Source organism: Burkholderia sp. Ed8 (assembly GCF_040761425.1).
GTDB classification, from domain to species: Bacteria; Pseudomonadota; Gammaproteobacteria; order Burkholderiales; family Burkholderiaceae; genus Burkholderia; species Burkholderia seminalis.
Window position 1 is genome coordinate 258,451 of the sequence record NZ_CP142885.1, and the last position, 23,443, is coordinate 281,893.

Annotated in this window: 17 protein-coding genes and 1 pseudogene; 6 read left to right on the plus strand and 12 right to left on the minus strand. The window is 68.5% G+C overall.

What is annotated here, in order from left to right; genetic code table 11:
• Positions 1 to 55 precede the first annotated feature (55 nt).
• Positions 56 to 220: pseudogene (locus VXM69_RS01195) on the minus strand (MgtC/SapB family protein); the annotation flags it as partial.
• A gap of 478 nt (positions 221 to 698) precedes the next feature.
• On the opposite strand from VXM69_RS01195, the gene VXM69_RS01200 reads away from it, so the two are divergent.
• Both VXM69_RS01200 and VXM69_RS01205 read left to right on the plus strand, forming a co-directional pair.
• The gene (locus tag VXM69_RS01200; RefSeq protein ID WP_367188853.1) at positions 699 to 2,333 is read left to right on the plus strand and encodes a ShlB/FhaC/HecB family hemolysin secretion/activation protein; all 1,635 of its coding nucleotides are present in this window, start codon (positions 699 to 701) and stop codon (positions 2,331 to 2,333) included.
• A 122-nt stretch (positions 2,334 to 2,455) separates the two neighbouring features.
• Positions 2,456 to 5,884, plus strand: a complete 3,429-nt coding sequence (locus VXM69_RS01205; protein ID WP_367188854.1) for a GLUG motif-containing protein — start codon at positions 2,456 to 2,458, stop codon at positions 5,882 to 5,884.
• A gap of 346 nt (positions 5,885 to 6,230) precedes the next feature.
• On the opposite strand, the gene VXM69_RS01210 is transcribed toward VXM69_RS01205, so the two are convergent.
• On the minus strand, positions 6,231 to 6,929 hold the full coding sequence (locus tag VXM69_RS01210) for an MgtC/SapB family protein (RefSeq protein WP_034187673.1): 699 nt from the start codon (positions 6,927 to 6,929) through the stop codon (positions 6,231 to 6,233).
• Positions 6,930 to 7,043: 114 nt separating this feature from the next.
• On the opposite strand from VXM69_RS01210, the gene VXM69_RS01215 reads away from it, so the two are divergent.
• Complete coding sequence (locus VXM69_RS01215) at positions 7,044 to 8,153, plus strand: AGE family epimerase/isomerase (RefSeq protein ID WP_367188855.1); 1,110 nt, start codon at positions 7,044 to 7,046, stop codon at positions 8,151 to 8,153.
• Here VXM69_RS01215 and VXM69_RS01220 read toward each other — a convergent pair.
• Complete coding sequence (locus VXM69_RS01220) at positions 8,126 to 9,745, minus strand: methyl-accepting chemotaxis protein (protein ID WP_034187671.1); 1,620 nt, start codon at positions 9,743 to 9,745, stop codon at positions 8,126 to 8,128. The two genes, VXM69_RS01215 and VXM69_RS01220, sit on opposite strands and share 28 nt — an antisense overlap.
• A 271-nt stretch (positions 9,746 to 10,016) precedes the next feature.
• Here VXM69_RS01220 and VXM69_RS01225 point away from each other — a divergent pair, with 271 nt between their 5' ends.
• A complete protein-coding gene (locus VXM69_RS01225) occupies positions 10,017 to 10,460 on the plus strand; it encodes a PaaI family thioesterase (RefSeq protein WP_034187670.1) in 444 nt (147 codons plus the stop codon).
• 120 nt (positions 10,461 to 10,580) lie between these two features.
• Here the strand turns inward: VXM69_RS01225 and VXM69_RS01230 are convergent, their stop codons facing one another.
• The 7 genes from VXM69_RS01230 to prpB form a co-directional block, all read right to left on the minus strand.
• The gene (locus VXM69_RS01230) at positions 10,581 to 10,862 is read right to left on the minus strand and encodes a type II toxin-antitoxin system RelE/ParE family toxin (protein WP_367188856.1); all 282 of its coding nucleotides are present in this window, start codon (positions 10,860 to 10,862) and stop codon (positions 10,581 to 10,583) included.
• Complete coding sequence (locus tag VXM69_RS01235; protein ID WP_069705682.1) at positions 10,852 to 11,100, minus strand: type II toxin-antitoxin system Phd/YefM family antitoxin; 249 nt, start codon at positions 11,098 to 11,100, stop codon at positions 10,852 to 10,854. Before VXM69_RS01235 ends, VXM69_RS01230 begins: the two co-directional genes overlap by 11 nt.
• 137 nt (positions 11,101 to 11,237) lie before the next feature.
• Positions 11,238 to 12,296: a CaiB/BaiF CoA transferase family protein gene (locus VXM69_RS01240; protein WP_367188857.1), complete on the minus strand. Its 1,059-nt coding sequence runs from the start codon at positions 12,294 to 12,296 to the stop codon at positions 11,238 to 11,240.
• Between the two features lie 159 nt (positions 12,297 to 12,455).
• Positions 12,456 to 13,646, minus strand: a complete 1,191-nt coding sequence (prpF, locus tag VXM69_RS01245; RefSeq protein WP_034187668.1) for a 2-methylaconitate cis-trans isomerase PrpF — start codon at positions 13,644 to 13,646, stop codon at positions 12,456 to 12,458.
• 24 nt (positions 13,647 to 13,670) lie between these two features.
• A complete protein-coding gene (gene acnD / locus VXM69_RS01250; protein WP_124608508.1) occupies positions 13,671 to 16,265 on the minus strand; it encodes a Fe/S-dependent 2-methylisocitrate dehydratase AcnD in 2,595 nt (864 codons plus the stop codon).
• 82 nt (positions 16,266 to 16,347) lie between these two features.
• Positions 16,348 to 17,520, minus strand: a complete 1,173-nt coding sequence (gene prpC, locus VXM69_RS01255; protein WP_034187666.1) for a 2-methylcitrate synthase — start codon at positions 17,518 to 17,520, stop codon at positions 16,348 to 16,350.
• 49 nt (positions 17,521 to 17,569) lie between these two features.
• Positions 17,570 to 18,463, minus strand: coding sequence for a methylisocitrate lyase (gene prpB, locus VXM69_RS01260; RefSeq protein ID WP_059559132.1), 894 nt, complete (start codon positions 18,461 to 18,463; stop codon positions 17,570 to 17,572).
• A 170-nt stretch (positions 18,464 to 18,633) separates the two neighbouring features.
• Here prpB and prpR point away from each other — a divergent pair, with 170 nt between their 5' ends.
• Positions 18,634 to 20,616 (plus strand): propionate catabolism operon regulatory protein PrpR, encoded by a 1,983-nt coding sequence (gene prpR / locus VXM69_RS01265; RefSeq protein ID WP_124608507.1) that lies wholly within the window; start codon positions 18,634 to 18,636, stop codon positions 20,614 to 20,616.
• Positions 20,617 to 20,637: 21 nt separating this feature from the next.
• Here prpR and VXM69_RS01270 read toward each other — a convergent pair whose 3' ends face one another.
• On the minus strand, positions 20,638 to 21,282 hold the full coding sequence (locus VXM69_RS01270) for an ABATE domain-containing protein (RefSeq protein WP_367189212.1): 645 nt from the start codon (positions 21,280 to 21,282) through the stop codon (positions 20,638 to 20,640).
• 249 nt (positions 21,283 to 21,531) lie between these two features.
• On the opposite strand from VXM69_RS01270, the gene VXM69_RS01275 reads away from it, so the two are divergent.
• On the plus strand, positions 21,532 to 21,915 hold the full coding sequence (locus VXM69_RS01275) for a VOC family protein (protein ID WP_367188858.1): 384 nt from the start codon (positions 21,532 to 21,534) through the stop codon (positions 21,913 to 21,915).
• 92 nt (positions 21,916 to 22,007) lie between these two features.
• On the opposite strand, the gene VXM69_RS01280 is transcribed toward VXM69_RS01275, so the two are convergent.
• Complete coding sequence (locus VXM69_RS01280) at positions 22,008 to 22,856, minus strand: ureidoglycolate lyase (protein WP_367188859.1); 849 nt, start codon at positions 22,854 to 22,856, stop codon at positions 22,008 to 22,010.
• Positions 22,857 to 23,443: the final 587 nt, after the last annotated feature.

The window sequence follows — 23,443 nt, forward strand, 5'->3', positions numbered from 1 at the left end:
TCGAACGGAATCGGTGATCGGCCATTGTCGCACGCCCCGCAGCCGATTCACGGTATTCATCGCCCGACCGGCCGTGTCCGCCGTCGAGGCGCGCGACACCCGGCCACGCGGGCAACTCGTCGCAGATCGCCGCGTATGCGAGTGCCGACACCCGCGCCAGCGCGATGCGCACCGGGTCATGCTCCCCCGTGCCGTCGGCACGCTCCACGATGAACGGCTCGCACTCGATCTGACCGGTCGGACAGTCGCTCACGAAGCCGTCGCGGTACTTGGGGTGGCCAGCCATTCGATCGACTTGATCCCATCCGTACGCGATCGGGATCGCCGTCAAGATCGCGAGAGCCCACGTCATCGCCACCCGCGCACGCTCGCGTTTGTCACCTGCCTTCGCAAAATCCGACAAGACAGATCAACAACCCACCGCCTCTCGTACTCGTTCAATTTTCACCGGCACGAACGTTTCATAACATCCGTCGACGCTCGAACCAACCGATTCGCCAGCCGAGCCGAGTCCCAAACCCAATCGCCCGAGGTCGGAAATTTTCCCTGTCAGCAGCCCGTACGATCCGGCCACCGCCGTCACTCACGCCAGAGAACGCCAGGCGGCCGGCAACGCGCGCCCGCCGGACGGCCACGCGCATTCGCCGCCTCGCGGCACCCGCTGCGCCGCCGCATCGACAACCAGCGCGCTCGCGCAGGTGCTCGCCGTTGCCCTCGCGCTCCCGGGCCTCGCCCACGCGCAGGTCCCGCAAGCCGGACAATCACTGCGCGACGTCGAAACGACACGCCCTGCGCTGCCGGCCCCCGTCACACCCGACATCGTGCTTCCACCGTCGGCTGACGGTGACAGCCGCGCGCCCGACTCGGCCGACGGCCCGCGCGTGCCGGTGCGCGCGTTCGCGTTCGACGGCAACCGGCTCGCCGACGATGCGCAGCTTCAGGCGCTGCTCGCCGATCTCGTCGGCCGCGACCTCGGCTTTGACGAACTGCGCGCCGCCGCGGACCGCGTCACCGCCTGGTATCGCGCCCGCGGCTACGTGCTGGCGCGCGCCTATCTGCCGCGTCAGGACATCGATGATGGTGTCGTCCGCATCGCGATGGTCGAAGGCCGCTACGGGAAGATCGAACTGGATAACGATTCGCGCGTGCTCGACGGCGTGCTGCGCCAGCCGCTCGGCGCGCTGCGGCCCGGCGACGCGGTACGCGGCGCGGATCTCGAGCGTACCCTGACCCTGCTCGACGAGTTGCCGGGGGTCGATGCGAAAGGCACGCTGCGCGCGGGCGCCGAACCCGGCACGACCGATCTCGCCGTCACGGCGCAGCGCGCCCGCTTCGCCACCGGCTCGCTCGAACTCGACAACTTCGGCGATCCGCTCACCGGCCGCTATCGGGCCACCGGCATCCTCGACGTCAACGCGCCGCTACGGCTCGGCGATCAACTGTCGTTGCGCGGCCTCACCAGTCAGACCCGGCAGCGCTACTACCGTGCCGCCTATCAGGTGCCGGTAGGCCCCGCGTCGACCCGGATCGGCGTCGCCTATTCCGACATGACCTATCGGCTCGGCGGGGATTTCCGCGCGCTCGACTATCGCGGCAGCGCGAACGTGCGAAGCGCATTCGTGATCCAGCCGCTGCTGCGCGGCCGGCGCGCGCGCCTCGACGCCCAGGTGTCCTACGAGAACAAGAACCTCCATGAGTACTACGGCAGTTTCGACACCCTCAGCGACAAGAACGTCGGCCTGTGGTCGTTCGGTTTGAGCGGCAACAGCGACGACGATCGCTTCGGCGGCGGCCGCAATGCGTTCTCGATGACGCTCGGCATCGGGCGGCTGCGCGGCAACGATCCCTTCGAGGCGAATGCGTTCGCGAAGACGCACGGCCCGTTCGCGAAACTGAACCTCAACGCACTGCGTCTGCAGTCTCTCGGGGCGCCATTCCAGCTCTACACGCAGTTCAGCGCGCAACTCGCGTCGCGCAACCTCGACGCGTCGGAAAAATTCAGCCTCGGCGGCCCGTACGGCGTGCGCGCGTATGGGCTCGGCGCCGGCAGCGGCGACCAAGGCTGGCAGGCGAGCGTCGAGCTGCGTTATCTCGCTGCCCCGGGCTGGCAACTCGGCGCGTTCATGGATACCGGGCGCGTCCAGTTCAACAAGCAGCGTTGGCGCAACGAACTCAACACGCTGCAGTTGTCGGGCACGGGGCTCAGCCTGAACTGGTATGGCGCGGGCCGCCAACTCGGCGTCACGGCCGCGTGGCCGCTCGGCGCCGCCGACTCGATCCAGACGGTCACGCGCGCGCCGAGCGTGTGGCTGCAGGCCGCGCAGTATTTCTGAGCGGCCGCCGACTGCCCGTCCGGCCCTGGCCGGACGGCAACCGCAGACAGCTTCGCTGTCCGCGACACGACGGGGCGCTCATTCCCGCCCTGCCCGTATCGATTCGTCACGCATGCCCGTCGATGTCGGCGAATCGACCCAACCTTGAGGAAACAATAACGATGAACAAGACCTATGTCCTGGTATGGAACCCGGTCCGGCGCAGCTGGGCCGCGGTCGGGGAAACCGCGCGCCGCCGCGGCAAGACCGGCAGCGGCAAGCGCGCGGCCGTCGCCGCCGTATCGCTGCTCGGCTTTGCCGCGCTGCCCGCGTTCGCGTTGCCCAGCGGCGAATCCGTCGCCAACGGGAAGGCCGACATCAGCCGCTCGAACGATGGCCGCTCGATGTCGATCAATCAGCATACCGACAAGCTCGTCACCAACTGGCAAGACTTCAGCGTCGATCACGGCGAGCGCGTGTCGTTCCGTCAGCCCGGCAGCCAGTCGATCGCGCTGAACCGCGTGCTCGGCAACCAGGGCAGCCAGATCCACGGCGCCATCGACGCCAACGGCAAGGTGTTCCTGGTCAACCCGAACGGCGTGATGTTCGGCAGCGGCGCGCAGGTCAACGTCGGCGGCCTGGTCGCGTCGACCCAGAACCTGTCCGATGCCGACTTCCTCGCAGGCCGCTATCGCTTCGCCGGCACCTCGGGCGCCTCCGTCGTCAACGAAGGCACCCTCACCGCCGCGGAGGGCGGCAGCGTCGCGCTGCTCGGCGCGCGCGTGTCGAACCGGGGCGTGATCCAGGCCAAGCTCGGCAGCGTCGCACTCGGCGCCGGCGAAGCCTTCAACGTCAACTTCGACGGCAACGGGCTGTTGAACCTGCAGGTCGAACGCGGCGCCGTCGACGCGCAGGTCAACAACGGCGGCCTGCTGAAGGCCGACGGCGGCGCAGTGCTGATGAACGCACGCGCGGCCGGCGATCTGCTCGGCGCGGTGGTCAACAATACCGGCGTGATCGAGGCGCGCGGCCTGTCCGGTCGCGGCGGCCGGATCACGCTCGACGGCGGCACGGTCAAGGTCGGCGGCAAGCTCGACGCGAGCGCGGCGGATAACGGCGCGCCGGTGGGGGCGGTCGTGACGCGCGGCGAGCGTGTGGATGTCGCTGCCGCTACGCGCGTCGACACGCGTTCGGGCAGCACGGCCGGCACGTGGACGATCGAAGCGGCGAACGCCGGCGTGAACGGTCCGAACATCAGCGGGCGCTCGATCGACACGGATACGCTGTCGCGCAATCTCGACACCACCAGCATCGAGCTGGCGAACACGCAAGGCGATTTGACGGTCGGCGCCCCGGTGTCGTGGACGAGCGACAACGCGCTGACGCTGACGTCGCGCAAGGCCAACGTCGACCTGCGCGACACGCTGTCGGCGACCGGCGCGAACGCGCGCCTGACGCTCAATGCGGGCGACCGGATCCGCCTGAACAATGCCGTCAAGCTCACCGGCCGCAACGCGCATCTCGAACTGAATTCGCGCAACGGCCACGTGCTCGCGAATGCCCGGGCCGTGGTCACGCTGTCGGGCCCGTATTCGTCGTATCGCGCGAACGGCCAGGACTACAAGGTGGTGCACACCCTCGCCGATCTGCGCAACATCGCGTCGAACATGGCCGGCAACTATGTGCTCGGCAATGCGATCGACGGCGCCGGAGCGAACTTCATCACCATCGACAACGGCAGCGCCTTCGTCGGCGTATTCGACGGCCTCGGCAACTCGATCAGCCGACTCGCCATTAGCAATCCCAACGGCCCCAACGTCGGCCTGTTCGGCTCCAACATGGGCTGGATCGGCAACCTCGCGCTGCACGACATCCGCGCGACGTCGTCGGCGCGCAATGAATCGATCGGGTCGCTGGTCGGCTATAACTTCGGCACGATCTCGAACGTGAAGGCCACGGACATCACGGTCACGGCTCGGGGCGTGACGGAAGCCGGCGGCCTGGTCGGCGCCAACATCAACGGCCGGATCGACGGCGCGACCGTGGCCGGCCGTCTCGACGCCGATCAATCGACCTATTATGCCGGCGGCCTCGTCGGTGCCAACCGCAAGTTCTCGGAGGGCGGCGAGATCACCGACAGCCATGCGAACATGCGCGTGACAGTCGCACGGGACGGGGCGACCGGCGGCCTCGCCGGCTATAACAACGGCCTCATCCTGAATTCGTCGAGCGCCGGCAGCGTGACCGGCAACGGTCCTTTGGCGATGCTGGGCGGCCTCGTCGGCGTCAACGACTTCGGCGGCGTCATCCGCCACTCGTCGTCGTCGTCCAGCGTGACGGCCGGTTCCAACGCGGTGGCCGGCGGCCTCGTCGGCGGCAACGCGGGCCGCATCGACGAAACGCAGGCAACCGGCACGGTGACGGTCGGCGATATCAGCATCGCCGGCGGCCTGGTCGGCGTCAACGAAGGCGAGATTTCGTCGTCGACGGCCAGCGGCAACGTATCGGCAGGCGCACTGAGCAAGGCGGCCGGCCTGATCGGCTCGAACGCCGGCCAGGTCGCCAATGCCGAGGCCAAGGGCAACGTGACAGCGGGCGCGTCGAGCATGGCGGGCGGCCTCATCGGCCTGAACACCGGTCTGCTGCAGAACGTCAAGGCAAGCGGCAATGTCAAGGCCGGCAATGAAAGCCTGGTCGGCGGCCTCGTCGCGCACAACAAGAACGGCCTCATCCGCCACGCGTCGGCACGCGGCAGCGTTACGGCCGGCTACGCATCGACGGCAGGCGGGCTCGTCGGGCTGAACGACGGTTCCATCGAGGCATCCGAAGCCGAAGGCGCGGTGCTGGTCGGTAACGACAGCACGGCAGGCGGTCTCGTCGGCATCAACAACGGCCGAATCGCCACCTCGAAGGCGTCGGGCAATGTCTCGGCCGGCAACGCGAGCACGGCCGGCGGCCTGGCCGGCCTCAGCATCGGCGTGATCAACGCGTCGGCGGCGTCCGGCAACGTCACGGCCCTGGCCGCCAGCAACGTGGGCGGTCTCGTCGGCCTCAACCGGGGCAACATCGAGGGCACGAAAGCCAGCGGTAACGTCAAAGCCGGCGCCGGCAGCACGGTGGGAGGTCTCGTCGGCGCGAACGAAAAGGGCAACATCCGCTCGTCCTCGGCATCGGGTGACGTCGAGGGGGGGCCGATGAGCGACATCGGCGGTCTCGTCGGCTCGCTCATGGGTTCAGTCGACAACTCGCATGCGTCGGGCACCGTCAAGGGTTCGGGCGGACACTTCGTCGGCGGCCTCGTCGGCAACAACGCCGGGTTCATCACGGCCTCGTCCTCGAGCGGTGCGGTCCATGGCGGGCGCGGCGCATGGGTGGGCGGCCTCGTCGGCGGCAACTTCGGCGTGGTGAAGGGATCGACGACCAGCAGCCGCGTCGTCTCCACCGAAGCCGGCAGATACGGTGCGTTTGCCGGCTTCAACGCTTCCTTGCTGTCGGGCAACACGGCGACGGGCGACGCCGCCGGTTCGCCGAAGGTCGCGGTCAACATCGGCGGCGGTCGCGTGGAAGACTAAGCGGGAACGCGCGCGGGCGTCGGGCCTCGCCAGCCAGACAGGCAGGTCCGACGCCCGCCATGCATCCAGGCCGCCCGGGCAAGGGCGGTCGCACATCGCCGGCCATCCGTTCGCGTGTCTCGCCATCGACCACATTACCGTGTCGACGTTGTGCGAGTCCGATCCCGGCAGCGACACGCGGCATTGATCGAGCGTCGCGTTGTTCCGCGCGCCGCAGTTCATCGGAACCGCGTGGCCCGTTACGAAGCGTCGGTCATGGAAAGGAGTTGGGGGCCACGGACGCGCAACCGGTCGTCGAACGGAATCCGTGATCGGCCATCGTCGCCAGCCCCGCAACCGCTTCGGCCTATTCGTCGCCCGACAATCCGTTGCCTTCTTCGAAACGCGTCACCCCCTTCAGCCCGCGCAGCTTGTCGCAGATCGCCCGGTACTCGAGTTCCGACACCCGCGCCAGCGCGATGCGCACCTCGTCGTGCTCGCCCGTGTCGTCGGCACGCTGCACGATGAACTGCTTCACGCGCGCACTGTCCGGGCCGAGCGCCGCATGCAGCGAGTCGAACGTCAGCGTGCCGCTCACGACCGTCAGCGCGAGCTGGCGCCGCTGGCGCACCGTGAAGTAGCGCCGCTCCAGCGGCTTGATGCCGGCCAGGATGATCAGGATGATGATCGTCGCCGAAATCGACGCGACGTAGAGCCCGCCGCCCACCGCGAGACCGATCGCGGCGACCGACCACAGGCTCGCGGCCGTCGTCAGCCCGCGCACGATCTCGCCGCGCAGCAGGATCGAGCCCGCGCCGAGGAAGCCGATGCCCGACACGACCTGCGCGGCGATCCGCGACGGGTCGAGCATGATGTGGTCGCTGCTGCCGAGCACATCGGCAAAACCGAACGCCGACACGATCATGATCAGCGTCGAGCCGACGCACACCAGCATGTGCGTACGCAGGCCCGCCGCCCACGACAGGCGCTCGCGCTCGAAGCCGATGACGCTGCCGAGCGCCGCCGCGAGAACGAGCCGCATCACGAGTTCCAGGTTGCTGAGCATCCGATTTCTCTCCTTTTTTGGTGCCGGCCGCGCGGAATGTTTTATCCTTGGCCCCGGCCGCGCCGATCCTCCGGGCCGTGCCGACACGTTTCGATCCAAGCGCTCAACCCCGCCATGCCCGTTTCCGACTCCGCATCCGCCCAGGCCGCCCAGCTGCGCCACCATTTCGCGCACGTCGTCTTGCCGATCTGGCGAGGTTCAGGGTTCGACCCGTCATTGCAGCTGCCGTTCGAGGCCGTCGATCCGGCCACCCACGCGCCGCTGCCCGTCACCCGTTATCGCGCAATGGCGTGCGCTCGGCAACTGTTCGTGTTCGCGCAGGCCGGCGACACCGCGCACGCGGCCACGCTGTTCGACGCGCTGTGCCGCCGCTTTCGCGACGCGCGCCACGGCGGCTGGATCTACAGCGTCGATGCGCGCGGCGCGCCGCTCGATACGACCAAGGATCTCTATACGCACGCGTTCGTCGTGTTTGCGTGCGCCGCATGGCATGCGGCTTCGGGCGACACCGACGCGCGCACGGTGGCCGCGGAGACGGCCGCGCTGATCCAGGATCGCTTCGCCCCGCGCCCCGGCGACGCACTGCTCGATGCGGCGCGCCACGCCGATTTCTCGTCATCCGGCAGCGGTGCGCTGCAGAATCCGCTGATGCACCTGACCGAAGCATGGCTCGCGGCCGCCGATGCATTCGGCGACGCGGCGTTCGACGATGCGTTGTTGCGCACCGCGCAGGCCGTCGAGCGCACGTTCGTCGACGCGGCGACCGGCTGCGTGGCCGAGCTGCCGCTGGGCGCGGCCGACAACCGCTTCGAGCCCGGCCATCAATTCGAGTGGTTCTATCTGGTCGATGCGGCCGGCGCGCGGCTCGCGCAGACCGGGCTCCCCGCCGCGCTGTCGCGCGCGTTCGCGTTCGCGGAGCAATACGGCGTCGATCCGCAAACGGGCGGCGTCCGCGCGGCGCTCGACGCGCAAGGCGCGTGCGTCGACGGCACGCAGCGGATCTGGGCGCAGACCGAATACCTGCGCGCGCTCGCGACGCACGGCGGCACGCCGGCCTCCGCGCCGCTGGCGCGGCAGATCGAGCGGTTCGCCGCGCGGTTCCTGCATCCGCGCGGCTGGTTCGAGTGCAAGACGGCGGACGGGCAGGTGTCGCGCGCCGACATGCCGTCGACGACGCCCTACCACCTCGCCACCGCCTACGCGGCGCTGCCGGCCGGCTCGTAACCCGTCCCGGCGAACGACGGCGCCGCGCGTTCGCCGCGGGCGGCGCGTCCGTCACCCAGTTCGAACACCGACACGGCCTGCATCAGGTGCGCGGTCTGGTCGTTCAGCGACGCCGCCGCCGCCGCGACTTCCTCGACCAGCGCCGCGTTCTGCTGCGTAAGCTGATCCATCTGCGTGACGGCCTGGTTCACCTGCTCGATCCCGACGCTCTGCTCGACCGACGCGGCCGTGATCTCCGACATCGTCTGCACGACGCGCGTGATCGACGCCGACACCGTCCGCATCGCGTCGCCGGCGCGCTCGACGAGTTCCGCGCCGCCGTTGATCTGCGCAACCGAATCCTCGATCAGCGCCTTGATCTCCTTCGCCGATTGCGCGCTGCGCTGCGCGAGCGAGCGCACCTCGCCCGCGACCACCGCGAAACCGCGCCCCTGTTCGCCGGCCCGCGCGGCCTCGACCGCCGCGTTCAGCGCGAGGATGTTGGTCTGGAATGCGATGCCGTCGATCACCGAAATGATCTCCGCGATCCGCCCGGAGCTTTGCGCGATGCCGCGCATCCGGTCGATCACGCTGTCGACCACGCCGCCGCCGTGGCTCGTCGCCTCGAGCGCCGCGTCGGCCAGCGCGCTCGCCGCGCGGGCGCTGTCGGTGTTCTGCCGGACGGTCGCGGTCAGCTCCTCCATGCTCGCGGCGGTTTCCTCGAGCGACGCAGCCTGCGTGCCCGTGCGCGCCGACAGGTCGGCGTTGCCGCCCGCGATCTCGCCCGCGCCGAGGTGGATCGCGTCGGACGCGTGGCGCACCGTGCGCACGGTGCTTGCGATGCTCGTCTGCATCGCGGCAAGGCCGCGCAGCATCCGGTCGATCTCGAACACGCCGCCCGCGCGCACGGTTTCGTCGAGCCGGCCCTGCGCGATCCGTTCGAAATGGCGGCCGGCGTCCTCCAGCGGCGCGACGACCGCGCGCCGCGCGGCCGCGTAGATCGCGGCGCTCGCCGCGAGCATCGCCACCAGCAGCACGATGCCGACCGACTTGAACCACAGCATGCCGCCGTCGATCGTGTCGAGCGCCGCGCGGCTCGATGCGCCGCCATAGTCGGTGAAGCGGTGCAGCTCGGCGATATAGGCGTCCTGGATGCCTTGCGTCGGCTGGTCGAGGAACGCCTGGATGTTGTCCGCGTCGAGGAACTGCACGAGTTCGCCCAGCGCGCCGCGCAGCGCGCGATAGCGCTCCGCGAGCGCCGCGACGCGCGCGCGGTTCGTGTCGTCGACCGGCTGCGCGGCCGTCAGCACGGCGAACGCCTTGTCCGCTTCCGCGAGCGACGCGCCGGCATGGCGAATGATGTCTTCCGGCTTCGGGCCGCCGCGCACCATCCGCGTACCGGCGCGCGACAGGTTGATGCGCGCGTCGAGCAGCTGCTCGGTCGCCCGGCTGGCCGCGTCGACCTGCGCGATCGCGACGTTCGACAGATCGTCGACGCCGCTGCGCGTCGACGTGAGCGCCCAGAAGCCGAGCGCTTCGATCGCGAGCAGGAAGAGGCAGAACACGGTCAACACGCCGAGCAGACCCGACGCGAGCTTGATTTTTCCGAACATGGGGAGATTCCTGGAAAGCGGACGATGAGGCAATGCCCCGGCATTAGCGGCATTTCTTCGTCGGACTTTAGGAGCGGAAGGCGGCAATGTTCGCGTTGCCCGCGCATTCCCTCGGAATCGCCCGCAAACAGGGGAGATCTTCGGTATTCGACGCAATAATCGCGCCGCGTCACGCCGTAATTTGCACGAAACGTGAACGAATTTCCTTGCTTATCCGCAGCCCCCTTCCTAGAGTTCAGCGCAAGCGGGCACGCATTTCGAGGGAAGTTCGATGACCGACATCACGGACCACGCGCGCGGCGCATTGCGCGCGCAACCGTTCAGCATGCTGCTGGGCACGGAGCTGATGCATATCGGCGACAACGAAGTGTCGCTGTGTCTGCCCGTGCGCGACGAACTGCGGCAGCAGCACGGTTTCGTGCACGGCGGCGTCATCAGCTATCTCGCGGACAATGCGCTGACGTTCGCCGGCGCGCTCGTGCTCGGCCCGCGCGTGATCACCGCCGAATACAAGATCAACTACCTGCGGCCGGCCGTGAACGGCACGCTCGTCGCGCGCGCGAAGCTGGTCTACGCAGGGCGGCATCAGGCGACCTGCCAGTGTCATGTGTTCGTCATCGACGGCGATCACGAACGCCTCGTCGCGATCGCGCAAGGCACGATCAACCGCGTCGGCGACGGCAAGATGCCGGATGGCCCGGCGGAAACGGCCTGACCGACCTGAACGGGCGAAAGCGATTGTCGGCACGCCGAACGACGTGGGTGGATTCGAACCCGATGGCCGGGCGCCGCAGCAAGACCGCTCACGCCGCTCACATGTACAGCGCGTCCCGACCTAACGTTTCATCGCGGCAAGATAGACTGCATCGCCTTCACGCCGGCCGACTGCAACGACCAGAACGACAACTTCCGAATCGCGTACTTCGTAGAAGAGTCGGTAGCCGACGCCGCGCAGCTTGATCCTGTCACGATCCGGGTGGCCATGCAGTTCGGCCGAGGGAACGCGAGGATGCTCGATCCGCTCGGCAAGCCTGGCCTTGTATTGATCGCGACCAGTGCGATCGAGCTTCTTCCACTCCCTCAATGCAGATTCGAGAAAGGCACGTTCAAAGGTCATTCAGCGTGACCTTGACGACCCTCTCCTTGGCGCGCGAATCGGCCAACGCGTTGTCTTCAATGTCTTCCAGACGTTCGACCATGGCTTCCCACGTCTTCGCCGGAATGCAATAGAACGCAGGCTCGTTGTGATTCAGAATCGCGACCGGGAAGCCCTCTCCTGCCGCGACCGTCCCCATCGGGTTCCGTTTCAGCGCCGAAACGCTCGCGGTCACGCTGGCCAGCATGGTGTGAGGCATGTCGATTCCTTCTCCAGCCAGGCAACGATTATGCTTTATTTGGCCCCAAATTCAGCACCTAAACGAGCACCAATTAAATCCACCGCTGCCGTGCCGAACCGCGGTTTTTCACGCACCAGGCCAGATCGACGTGCACGCTACGCCGGATCCGCCGCCTCCCCCGCCAGCGGCAAAAAGCGCGGCGCCACACGCGCCCTCAGGTTCCCGCTCTCGTCGGTACGATAAATCCCGCGCGCCACGTTATGCGGATGCGCGGCCGCGTCGGCCACGCTCAGCAGCGGCGCGAAACACGCGTCGGTGCCTTCGAGCAGCGCGCGCCAGTGTGCGGACGGCTGGCGAGCGAACACGTCGGCGAAACGCGCCTTCAGCGCCGGCCAGCGCGCGCGGTCGTACTGTGATGCCGGATCGACGTCGGCCAGCCCGAGCCGTTCGACCAGCAGCGCATAGAACGGCGGCTCCAGCGCGCCGATCGTCACGCACTCTCCGTCCGCGCAGCGGTACACGTCGTAAAACGGCGCATCGTGAAAGAGGCTCGGCTGCACGCCGTCGAGCTGCCCGTTCGCGCGCGCCCACAGCGCGAGCGAACCGAGCATCGACACGATATCGACGATCGCGCCGTCGACCACGCGCCCCGCGCCGCCGCCGCGCACGTCGAGCAGCGCACAGACGATCCCGAACGCGAGCCCGAGCGCGCCGCCGGCATCGCCGACGACGGTCGGCGGCAGCCCCGGCCGGCCGTCGCGCGGCGCGGACAGCGACAGCAGCCCCGTCAGCGCGACGTAGTTCAGGTCGTGCCCGGCCGCGGCCGCGAGCGGGCCGTGCTGGCCCCAGCCGGTCATCCGTCCGTACACGAGCTTCGGGTTGCGGCGCGCGCAAGCGTCGGGCCCGAGGCCGAGCCGCTCCATCACGCCGGGCCGCAGCCCCTCGATCAGCGCGTCGGCCCGCGCGATCAGGTCGAGCGCGGCGTCGCGGCCGGCCGGCGCCTTCAGGTCGAGTTCGACGATCGTCTTGCCTTCGCGCAGCAGATCGCCGTCGCGGGCCCGCAACGCGTCCGGCGCGCTCGTGCGGCCGGACGGCCGCGCGATCAGCGTGATCCGCGCGCCCATCCCGGCGAGCATCCAGCCCGCGAGCGGGCCGGGGCCGAGACCTTCGAATTCGACGATGTGGATGCCCGAAAGCGGCGTATCGAGTGGCATGCGATTCTCCTGTCCCGGTCGGCGCGTCGGCACTTGCGCCGGCGCGGTGCTTCGTGCGGCGGCTTGCATCCGGCACGCGCGCCTCAAACGAAAAATCCCTGCGCAGCGGGTTCCGCTTCGCAGGGATCGCGGCGCGTCATGCGCGTGCCGGTAGGCGCGTCAGAACGCGTCGCCCGGCACCCGCACCCAGCCTTCCATCAGCACGCGCGCGCTGCGGCTCATGATCGCCTTCGTGACGGTCCACTCGCCGTTCTCGAGCCGCGCCTCCGCGCCGACGCGCAGCGTGCCCGACGGATGGCCGAAGCGCACCGCGTTGCGTTCGCCGCCGCCCGCCGCCAGATTGACGAGCGTGCCGGGGATCGCCGCGGCCGTGCCGATCGCGACCGCCGCCGTGCCCATCATCGCGTGGTGCAGCTTGCCCATCGACATCGCGCGCACCAGCAGGTCGACATCCCCCGCGTTCACGCGCTTGCCGCTCGACGCGACGTAGTCGGCCGGCTTCGCGACGAACGCGATCTTCGGCGTGTGCTGCCGCGTCGCGATTTCGTCGAGCGTATCGATCAGGCCCATGCGCAGCGCGCCGTGCGCGCGGATCGTCTCGAACTTCTCGAGCGCCTTCGCATCGCCGTTGATCGCGTCCTGCAGCTCGGTGCCCGTATAGCCGATCGCTTCCGCCTCGACGAAGATCGTCGGGATGCCCGCGTTGATCATCGTCGCCTTCAGCGTGCCGACGCCCGGCACCGCGAGATCGTCGACGAGATTGCCGGTCGGAAACATCGAACCGCCCGCGCCCTCTTCCTCGGCGGCCGGGTCCATGAATTCGAGCTGCACCTCGGCGGCCGGGAACGTGACGCCGTCCAGCTCGAAATCGCCCGTCTCCTGCACCGCGCCGTTCGTGACCGGCACGTGCGCGACGATCGTCTTGCCGATGTTCGCCTGCCAGATCCGCACGGTCGCGACGCCGTCGCGCGGCACGCGCGCCGGATCGACGAGCCCGCCGCTGATCGCGAACGGGCCGACGGCCGCCGACAGGTTGCCGCAGTTGCCGGTCCAGTCGACGAACGCCTTGTCGATCGCGACCTGGCCGAACAGGTAGTCGACATCGTGGCCGGGCCGCGTGCTCTTCGACACGATCACCGTCTTGCTGGTGGACGACGTCGCGCCGCCCATCCCGTCGATCTGCTTGCCGTACGGATCGGGGCTGCCGATCACGCGCAGGAGCAGTGCGTCGCGCGCGGCGCCCGGCGCCTGCGCGGCGTCCGGCAGGTCCTGCAGCCGGAAGAACACGCCCTTGCTGGTACCGCCGCGGATATAGGTCGCGGGAATCCTGATTTGAGGAATATGAGCCATGTCTGTGTTCTCTCCGTGCGCCCGTCAGGCCGCCTGCGACGATTCGAGGAAGTCCTGCGCGAAACGCTGCAGCACGCCGCCCGCCTCGTAGATCGACACTTCCTCGGCCGTGTCGAGCCGGCACGTCATCGGCACCGCGACGCGCTCGCCGTTCTTGCGGTGAATCACGAGCGTCAGGTCGGCGCGCGGCGTACGCTCGCCGATCACGTCGAAGGTCTCGGTGCCGTCGATGCCGAGCGTCGTGCGGTTCGTGCCCGGCTTGAACTCGAGCGGCAGCACGCCCATCCCGATCAGGTTCGTGCGGTGGATCCGCTCGAAGCCTTCGGCGGCGATCGCCTCGACGCCCGCGAGCCGCACGCCCTTCGCGGCCCAGTCGCGCGACGAGCCCTGGCCGTAGTCGGCGCCGGCCACGACGATCAGCGGCTGCTTGCGGTTCATGTACGTCTCGATCGCCTCCCACATCCGCATGACCTTGCCGTCCGGCTCGACGCGCGCGAGCGAGCCCTTCTTCACCGCGCCGTCGACGACCGCCATCTCGTTGATCAGCGTCGGATTCGCGAAGGTCGCGCGCTGCGCGGTCAGGTGGTCTCCCCGGTGCGTCGCGTACGAGTTGAAGTCTTCTTCCGGCAGGCCCATCTTCGCGAGATATTCGCCGGCCGCGCTGTCCGGCAGGATCGCGTTCGACGGCGACAGGTGGTCGGTCGTGATGTTGTCGCCGAGCACCGCGAGCGGACGCATGCCCTTCAACGTGCGCTCGCCGGCCAGCGCGCCTTCCCAGTACGGCGGGCGGCGGATGTACGTGCTCTGCGCGCGCCAGTCGTACAGCGGCGCCGCACGCTCGCCGGCGTCGGCGCTGCGCGCGAACATCGGCTCGTAGACCTTGCGGAACTGCTCGGGCTTCACGCTCGACGCGACGATCGCATCGATCTCCTCGTCGGTCGGCCAGATGTCCTTCAGCGTGACGGGCTTGCCGTCCCGGTCGTGGCCGAGCACGTCCTTCTCGATGTCGAAGCGGATCGTGCCGGCGATCGCGTAGGCGACGACGAGCGGCGGCGACGCGAGGAACGCCTGCTTCGCATACGGGTGGATGCGGCCGTCGAAGTTGCGGTTGCCGGACAGCACGGCCGTCGCGTACAGGTCGCGATCGACGATTTCCTGCTGGATCTTCGGGTCGAGCGCGCCCGACATCCCGTTGCAGGTCGTGCACGCGAACGCGACGATGCCGAAGCCGAGCTTCTCGAGTTCGGGCAGCAGGTTCGCTTCTTCCAGGTACAGCTCGACCGCCTTCGAGCCCGGCGCGAGCGAGCTCTTCACCCACGGCTTGCGCGTGAGGCCCTTCGCGTTCGCGTTGCGCGCGAGCAAGGCCGCGGCGATCACGTTGCGCGGGTTGCTGGTGTTCGTGCAGCTCGTGATCGCGGCGATGATCACCGCGCCGTCGGGCATCTCGCCCGGCTTCTCTTCCCACTGGCCGGCGATCCCGCGCGCGGCCAGATCGGACGTCGGCAGCCGCTTGTGCGGGTTCGACGGACCGGCCATGTTGCGCACGACGCTCGACAGGTCGAACGTCAGCGTGCGTTCGTACTGCGCGTTGGCCAGCGTGTCGGCCCACAGGCCGGCCGCCTTCGCGTAGGTCTCGACGAGCCTGACCTGCTCGTCGCTGCGGCCGGTGAGGCGCAGGTAGTCGGTCGTCTGGCCGTCGATGAAGAACATCGCGGCCGTCGCGCCGTATTCGGGCGCCATGTTCGAGATCGTCGCGCGGTCGCCGAGCGTGAGGCTCGCCGCCCCTTCGCCGCGGAATTCCAGGTACGCGCCGACCACCTTCTCCTTGCGCAGGAACTCGGTCAACGCGAGCACGATGTCGGTCGCGGTGATGCCGGGCTGGCGCTTGCCGGTCAGCTCGACGCCGACGATGTCCGGCAGGCGCATCCACGACGCGCGGCCGAGCATCACGTTCTCGGCCTCGAGGCCGCCCACGCCGATCGCGATCACGCCGAGCGCGTCGACGTGCGGCGTGTGGCTGTCGGTGCCGACGCAGGTGTCCGGGTACGCGACGCCGTCGTGCGCCTGGATCACCGGCGACATTTTCTCGAGGTTGATCTGGTGCATGATGCCGTTGCCCGGCGGGATCACGTCGACGTTCTCGAACGCCTTCTTCGTCCACTCGATGAAGTGGAAGCGATCCTCGTTGCGGCGATCCTCGATCGCGCGGTTCTTCGCGAACGCGTCCGGATCGAAACCGCCGCATTCGACGGCGAGCGAGTGGTCGACGATCAGTTGCACGGGCACGACCGGGTTCACCTTCGCCGGGTCGCCGCCGCCGTCGGCGATCGCGTCGCGCAGGCCGGCGAGATCGACGAGCGCCGTCTGCCCGAGGATGTCGTGGCACACCACGCGCGCCGGGAACCACGGGAAGTCGCGTTCGCGCTTGCGCTCGATGATCTGCTTCAGCGAATCGGCGAGGATCGCCGGGTCGCAGCGGCGCACGAGGTTTTCGGCAAGGACGCGCGACGTGTACGGCAGCGTGTCGTAGGCGCCGGGCGCGATCGCGTCGACCGCGGCACGCGCGTCGAAATAGTCCAGCGACGTGCCGGGCAGGGGTTTGCGGTTGGCGGTATTCATGATGTGGGGCGGGAATCGGGGTATGACGTTCCGCGCGCGCCGGCCGCCCGCATCACGGGCATCGGCGCGCGCGGCAGGTGTTTCAGCGCTTCTCGATCGGCACGAACTGCAGGTCTTCCGGGCCCGTGTAGTTCGCGCTCGGGCGGATGATCTTGTTGTCGATGCGTTGCTCGATGATGTGCGCGCTCCAGCCCGACGTACGCGAGATCACGAACAGCGGCGTGAACATCGCGGTCGGCACGCCCATCATGTGATACGACACCGCGCTGAACCAGTCGAGGTTCGGGAACATCTTCTTCGCCTCCCACATCACCGACTCGAGGCGCTCGGCGATGTTGTACAGCTTCAGGTCGCCCGCTTCCTTCGACAGCTTGTGCGCGACGCCCTTGATCACCTTGTTGCGCGGATCGGAGATCGTGTAGACCGGGTGGCCGAAGCCGATCACGACTTCCTTGTTCTCGACGCGGCGGCGGATGTCCGCTTCGGCGTCGTCCGGCGAGCTGTAGCGGCTCTGGATGTCATACGCGACCTCGTTCGCGCCGCCGTGCTTCGGCCCGCGCAGTGCGCCGATCGCACCGGTGATCGCCGAGTAGATGTCCGAGCCCGTGCCCGCGATCACGCGGCCCGTGAACGTCGACGCGTTGAATTCGTGCTCCGCGTACAGGATCAGCGACGTGTGCATCGCCTCGACCCACGACTTCGACGGCGTCTTGCCGTGCAGCAGATGCAGGAAATGGCCGCCGATCGAGTCGTCGTCGGTTTCCGTCTCGATGCGCTTGCCGTTGTGCGAGAAGTGATACCAGTACAGCAGCATCGAGCCGAGCGACGCCATCAGGCGGTCGGCGATGTCGCGCGCGCCCGGCAGGTTGTGGTCGTCCTTCTCCGGCAGCACGGTGCCCAGCACCGACACGCCCGTGCGCATCACGTCCATCGGGTGCGCGGACGCCGGGATCTGCTCGAGCGCCGCCTTCAGCGCGCTCGGCAGGCCGCGCAGCGCGCGCAGCTTGGTCTTGTACGCAGCCAGTTCGGTCAGGTTCGGCAGCGTGCCGTGCACGAGCAGGTGCGCGATTTCCTCGAATTCGCACGATTCGGCGACGTCGAGAATGTCGTAGCCGCGGTAATGCAGGTCGTTGCCGGTCTTGCCGACCGTGCACAGCGCCGTGTTGCCGGCCGTCACGCCCGACAGCGCCACCGATTTCTTCGGCTTGAATGCGCCTGCGGCGGCCGGTGCTGCTGCGTCTTTCGTCTCGCTCATGTTTCCGTTCTCCAATGTTCCAGATGCCTGTATCGGGGGGCGGGCCGCGTTACTTCTTGCCCTGCGCGAACAGCTCGTCGAGCTTGCGTTCGTATTCGTGATAGCCGAGGAAGTCGTACAGCTCGGCGCGCGTCTGCATCGTCGGCACGGCCGCCTTCTGCGTGCCGTCGCGGCGCAGCGTTTCGTAGAAATTCAGCGCGGCCTTGTTCATCGCGCGATACGCGCCGCAGCAGTACAGCGCGATGTCGACGTTCGCCTCGCGCAGTTCGTCGAGCGTGAACAGCGGCGTCGAACCGAACTCGGTCAGGTTCGCGAGGATCGGCACCTTCACGGCTGCCTTGAAGCGGCGGTAGTCGTCGAGCGACTTCATCGCTTCCGGGAAGATCATGTCCGCGCCGGCTTCGACGTACGCGACCGCGCGCTCGATCGCCGAGTCGATCCCTTCCGCGGCGGCCGCATCCGTGCGCGCCATGATCACGAACTGGTCGTCGGTCCGCGCATCGACCGCGGCCTTGACGCGATCGACCATTTCCTCGGTCGGCACGACTTCCTTGCCCGGGCGGTGGCCGCAGCGCTTCTGGCCGACCTGGTCCTCGAGGTGCACGGCCGCGACGCCGGCCTTGATGAACGAGCGGACCGTGCGCGCGATGTTGAACGCGCCGCCCCAGCCCGTGTCGATGTCGACCAGCAGCGGCAGGTCGGTCGCGTTGGTGATCCGGTTCGCGTCGATCAGCACGTCTTCCATCGTGCTGATGCCGAGGTCGGGGATCCCGAGCGAGTTCGCGGCGACGCCGCCGCCCGACAGGTAGACGGCCTTGAAACCGACGGCCTGCGCCATCTTGGCCGCGTACGCGGTGATCGCGCCGACCACCTGCAGCGGCTGTTCCGCCGCGACTGCCGCGCGGAATTTCGCGCCGGCGCTCTGAAGATGCGTATTGCTCATGAACGGCCTCCTGATGGAATGCCTGATAACAGCAAGGACCGGGCCAGCGCGCGAAACGTCGCTAACCCCCTGATTCTTAAGCAACCGGTCCGGGCGGCACGATGTCCACCGATTTCAATTCGGCAATTTCATGTTTCAAAAATGAAATCTCACGCGCATAATCGATCGTCATGGACCTCTCCTCGACCAAGCCCGTCGGCCCGGCCGATCGTACGGTGCGCCCGCGCATCTGGGCGATGGGCATCAGCCGCCTGCGCGACCTGTTTCGCGAGATCGCCGGCGAATTCGACGAACGCGCCGACGTGCGCATCGTGACGCGCGCGTATGAGGATGCGCTCGGCGCGATCGCCGAGGCCGGTGCCGCGCGGCCCGACGTGATCGTCGCGGCCGGCTCGAACGGCGGCTTCCTGAAGACGCGTGCGCCGGTGCCGGTGGTGGTGGTATCGCCGACCGGCTTCGACGTGATGCAGGCACTCGCGCGCGCCCGGCGCGACGCGTCGCGGATCGCGCTCGTCAGCGCCGGGGACACCCCGCCTGAAGTGCGCCGCTTCGTCGCCGCGTACGGCCTCGACGTGCAGTTTGCGTCATATCAGTCCGCGCAGGAAGCGGAAGCCTGCGTGCACGACCTGCACGATCGCGGCATCGAGACGATCGTCGGCCCCGGCCTCGTCACCGATCTCGCGGCGAGTGCCGGCATGGGCGCGGTGTTCCTGTATTCGCACGCCTCCGTGCGCAAGGCTGTCGAAACGGCGCTCGAGGTCGCGTATGCGACGCACGCCGAGGCGTTCCGCCGCCAGCGGCTCGACACGCTGCTGCAGCATCTGCGCGACGGCGTGGTCGCGCTCGACGCACACGGCCGCGTCGAGGCGATCAACGAGCGGCTCGCGTCGGCGCTCGGGGTCGAACCCGCGGCGGCGGTCGGCCGCGCGCTCGTCGACCTGCGGCCCGAGCTGCGCACGCTGCGCGGCGAGGACGGCGACGCGCTCGCCACCGTACGCGGCGTGCGCTACGTCGTGCATCGCGGGCCGCTCGTCGATCGCGGCGTGACGTCGGGCAGCGTGCTGACGTTCCAGGAATCGCGGGCGGTCGAACGGCTCGACCGCGCGTTGCGTTCGCAGCCGACCACGCAGCAGTTCGCCGCGCGCTACGCGCTCGACGACGTGGTCGGCGCCTCGGCGCCGATGACGCGCGTACGCGACCTCGTGCGCCGCTACGCGAAATCCGATGCGACCGTGCTCGTGCTCGGCGAAAGCGGCACCGGCAAGGAAATGATCGCGCAGAGCCTGCACGGGCTGTCCGCGCGGCGCAGCTACCCGTTCGTCGCGGTCAACTGCGGCGCGTTTCCGGAAGCGCTGCTCGAGAGCGAGCTGTTCGGTTACGAGGAAGGCGCGTTCACCGGCGCGCGGCGCGGCGGCAAGACCGGCCTGTTCGAGGCCGCGCATCGCGGCACGCTGTTTCTCGACGAGATCGGCGAGATGCCGCCGTCGCTGCAGAGCCGGCTGCTGCGCGTGCTGCAGGAGCGCGAAGTGATCCGGCTCGGCTCGACCGAGCCGATCCGCATCGACGTGCGCGTGATCGCCGCGACGCACCGGCCGCTGCTCGCGGCCGTCGAGGCCGGCACGTTCCGCGCCGATCTCTATTACCGGCTCAACATCCTGAACGTCGGCCTGCCGCCGCTGCGCGAGCGCGCGGCCGACATCCCCGCGCTCGCCGCGGCGCTGCTCGTGCAGGCTGCACGGCGCGAATCGCGTCTCGCCGAACGCCTGCGCGATGCCGGCGACGCCGCGCGCGTGCTCGACGCGACCGGGGCGACGCTCGCGCGCTACCGGTGGCCCGGCAATGTGCGCGAGCTGCAGAACGTGATCGAGCGGATCGCGGTGGAACTCGCCGAGGAAGCCGATGAAAACGATCCCGCGGCCGCGTGCGGCACGCTCGATCCCGACGCGCTGCGGACGATCGCCCCCGAACTGTTCGCGGCGCCGCCCGACGCGGCCGGCACCGACGACGCGCAGACCTTGCACGCGCGCCGCCGTCGCGCGGAAGCCGACGAGATCCGCGCGGTGCTCGACGCGTGCGGCGGCGACCGCGACCGCGCGTGCGCGATGCTCGGCATCAGCAAGACGACGCTGTGGCGGAAGCTGTCGGCGAAATAAGCCCGGCGGACGGCCGGTCTGTCAGTCGGCCTTGTGATAGTGGCGGTACGCCTTGGCGCGATTGCCGCACGACGACATCGAGCACCAGCGGCGGCTGCCGTTCTTGCTGTCGTCGATGAACAACCACTGGCACGCGTCGTTCGCGCAGCGCTTGACCTTCGCGAACCGCGCGCCGCCGAGCAGGTCGATCGCCGACCACAGCACCGGGCTCAGCAACCCGGCGAGCGTCGCGCCCGCGCTCCTGACCCGCCACGCATAACCGCCGTCGATGCGCGCCAGCGCGACGCGCGGCGACGCTTCCGCCAGAAAGCCGCCGAGCAGCGCGAGATCGTCCGCGTGCGGCTCGCGCTGCTCGGCCTGCGCATGAAAGAGCCGATACAACGCCTCGCGCAACGCGAGCGCACGCGCCAGCATCGCCGGCTCGCCTTCCTCCACCCCACGTGCACGACAGGCTTCCGCCACGCCGGCCGGCACGCCGGCGTGTTCGCGGCACCACGCCAGCAGGTCGTCCAGCGTGCCGAAGGTTTCCGTCGGCGGATCGCTGCCGCGCCAGTACAGCGTGTTCATGAAATCGATGCCCAGCGTTTCGGGCGGCGATGGAATCAGGCAGTCCGTCGCGACGGAAGGTTGCGTTTTGCTCATGACGCGATCGTATCTAACCACCATGCCGGTTGACAAGCCTCCGGGCACTTTCTAACATAACCGGCATGGTAGTTATAAATAGGTCTGCTGCACGGACAACCGCCTCGGTCCAGGGAGTCACAGTCGATCGATCGTCTTTCGTATGGCGTTATCCACAACGGCCGCACGTTCCACGACAGCACGCTCGGCACACTCCGCTACAAGCGGCTTGCATGGCGGTTATGAGCAGGTTTGCCGCACCGACGTCCCCTTTCAGTCCACAAGGAGCCACAGATGATCGATCACCTTTCGTTCGGCGTTGCACACATCGGCCGCAGCCGCACCTTCTACGACCACGCGCTCGGCGCACTCGGCTACAAGCGGCTGTATAGCGACGACGGTTCCATCGGGTACGGCACGACCGAGCCGAAGCTGTGGTTGCAGCACGCGGCACGCCCCGTCGTCGCCGATCCCGACTCGGGGTTGCACCTGTCGTTCAAGGCCGCGTCGCCGGTCGAGGTCGACGCGTTCTACCGCGCCGCGCTCGCGCACGGCGGCCAGGACAACGGCGGGCCGGGCAAGCGCGAACACTACGGTCCCGGCTATTACGCGGCGTTCGTCGTCGATCCCGACGGATATCGGCTGGAAGCGCATTGCGAACTCGACAACATCGTGTGACGCCGCGTGGATTCACCGTAGACAAATGCGAAGGGCCCGATTCCGCATCCTGCGGAATCGGGCCCTTTCGGGTGTTGGCACGCCGGCGCCGGTTACCGCGCGTCGCGCGCAGGCTGCAACTGCTCGCCGAGCCCGTCGATCCCGAGGCGCACCGTCTGGCCGGCCTTCAGGAACACCGGTGACGGCTTGATGCCCATGCCGACGCCCGGCGGCGTGCCGGTCGTGATCACGTCGCCCGGCTGCAGCGTCATGCAGGTCGACAGATACGCGATCAACTGTGCGACCGTGAACACCATCGTGCGCGTGTTGCCGTTCTGATATCGGTGGCCGTCGACTTCGAGCCAGAGGTCGAGACGCTGCGGATCGGGCACTTCGTCGCGCGTGACGAGCCACGGGCCGATCGGGCCGAACGTGTCGAAACCCTTGCCCTTGTCCCACTGGCCACCGCGCTCGATCTGCCATTCGCGCTCGGACACGTCGTTGACGACGCAATAGCCCGCGACGTAATCGAGCGCGTTCGCTTCGGCGACGTCCTTGCAGGTCGTGCCGATCACGACGCCGAGTTCGACTTCCCAGTCGGTCTTGACCGAACCCTTCGGAATGTCGATGCCGTCGTTTGGACCGCAGATCGAACTCGTCCATTTGCCGAACACGACCGGCTCCTTCGGGACCGGCATGCCGGCTTCCGCCGCGTGATCGGCATAGTTCAGACCAATGCCGATGAACTTGCGGACGTGCCCGACGCACGCGCCGATGCGCGGCTCGTCGGCTACGAGCGGCAGCGTGGCCGGATCGATCGCGCGCAGCCGCGCGAGACCCGCGTCGGACAGCACGTCGCCGGCAAGATCCGGCACGTGTGCGGACAGGTCGCGAATCCGGCCGGCCGCGTCGAGGATACCGGGCTTTTCCTGGCCGGACGGGCCATAGCGAAGCAGTTTCATCGTGCTACCTCTGTTGTCGAATGGGACAGGATACCGGCGACGCGGCCCTTCGTGGCCGCGCACCGGACGGATTGTCGATCGTCGATTGCGCGCGTCGACACCGCACCCGGCGGGCCGTCGACGCGCGAAGGTCGCGCGGGCGCAGCGATCGCGGCGTCGTACGAACAGTACGGCGCGCATCGAGCGGGCGGCCGCCGGTCTGCGCATCGGCGACGACGGCCCGGCACCCGCGACGCGTGCCGGACCATGCCGGCCGGCTTCACGCGCGGCCGCGCCGTCGCTGGCCCGCCCGACTTTGTACCATCGGCCGCGCACCGTGAAATGGCGCGCAACGGATACCGACTATTGGCGTGCCTGCGGACATTGCGGCGCAGCATTGGATACGCATCCCTCGACCGACCGGTCGGGCTGGCCGGCATCGCCTGCCATCAGACCATGAATACTGGATATTCGGGGTGCCCCTGTCATCGAGAACGTTTGCCAATCCGTTCTTGTTCGGTAATGATCGGTAAAAAGACGCTGCATTGCACACTGCATGTTTATTGCTAAGCTCGAACAGATGGCTTTCATCGCCATTCGCGGGCCCA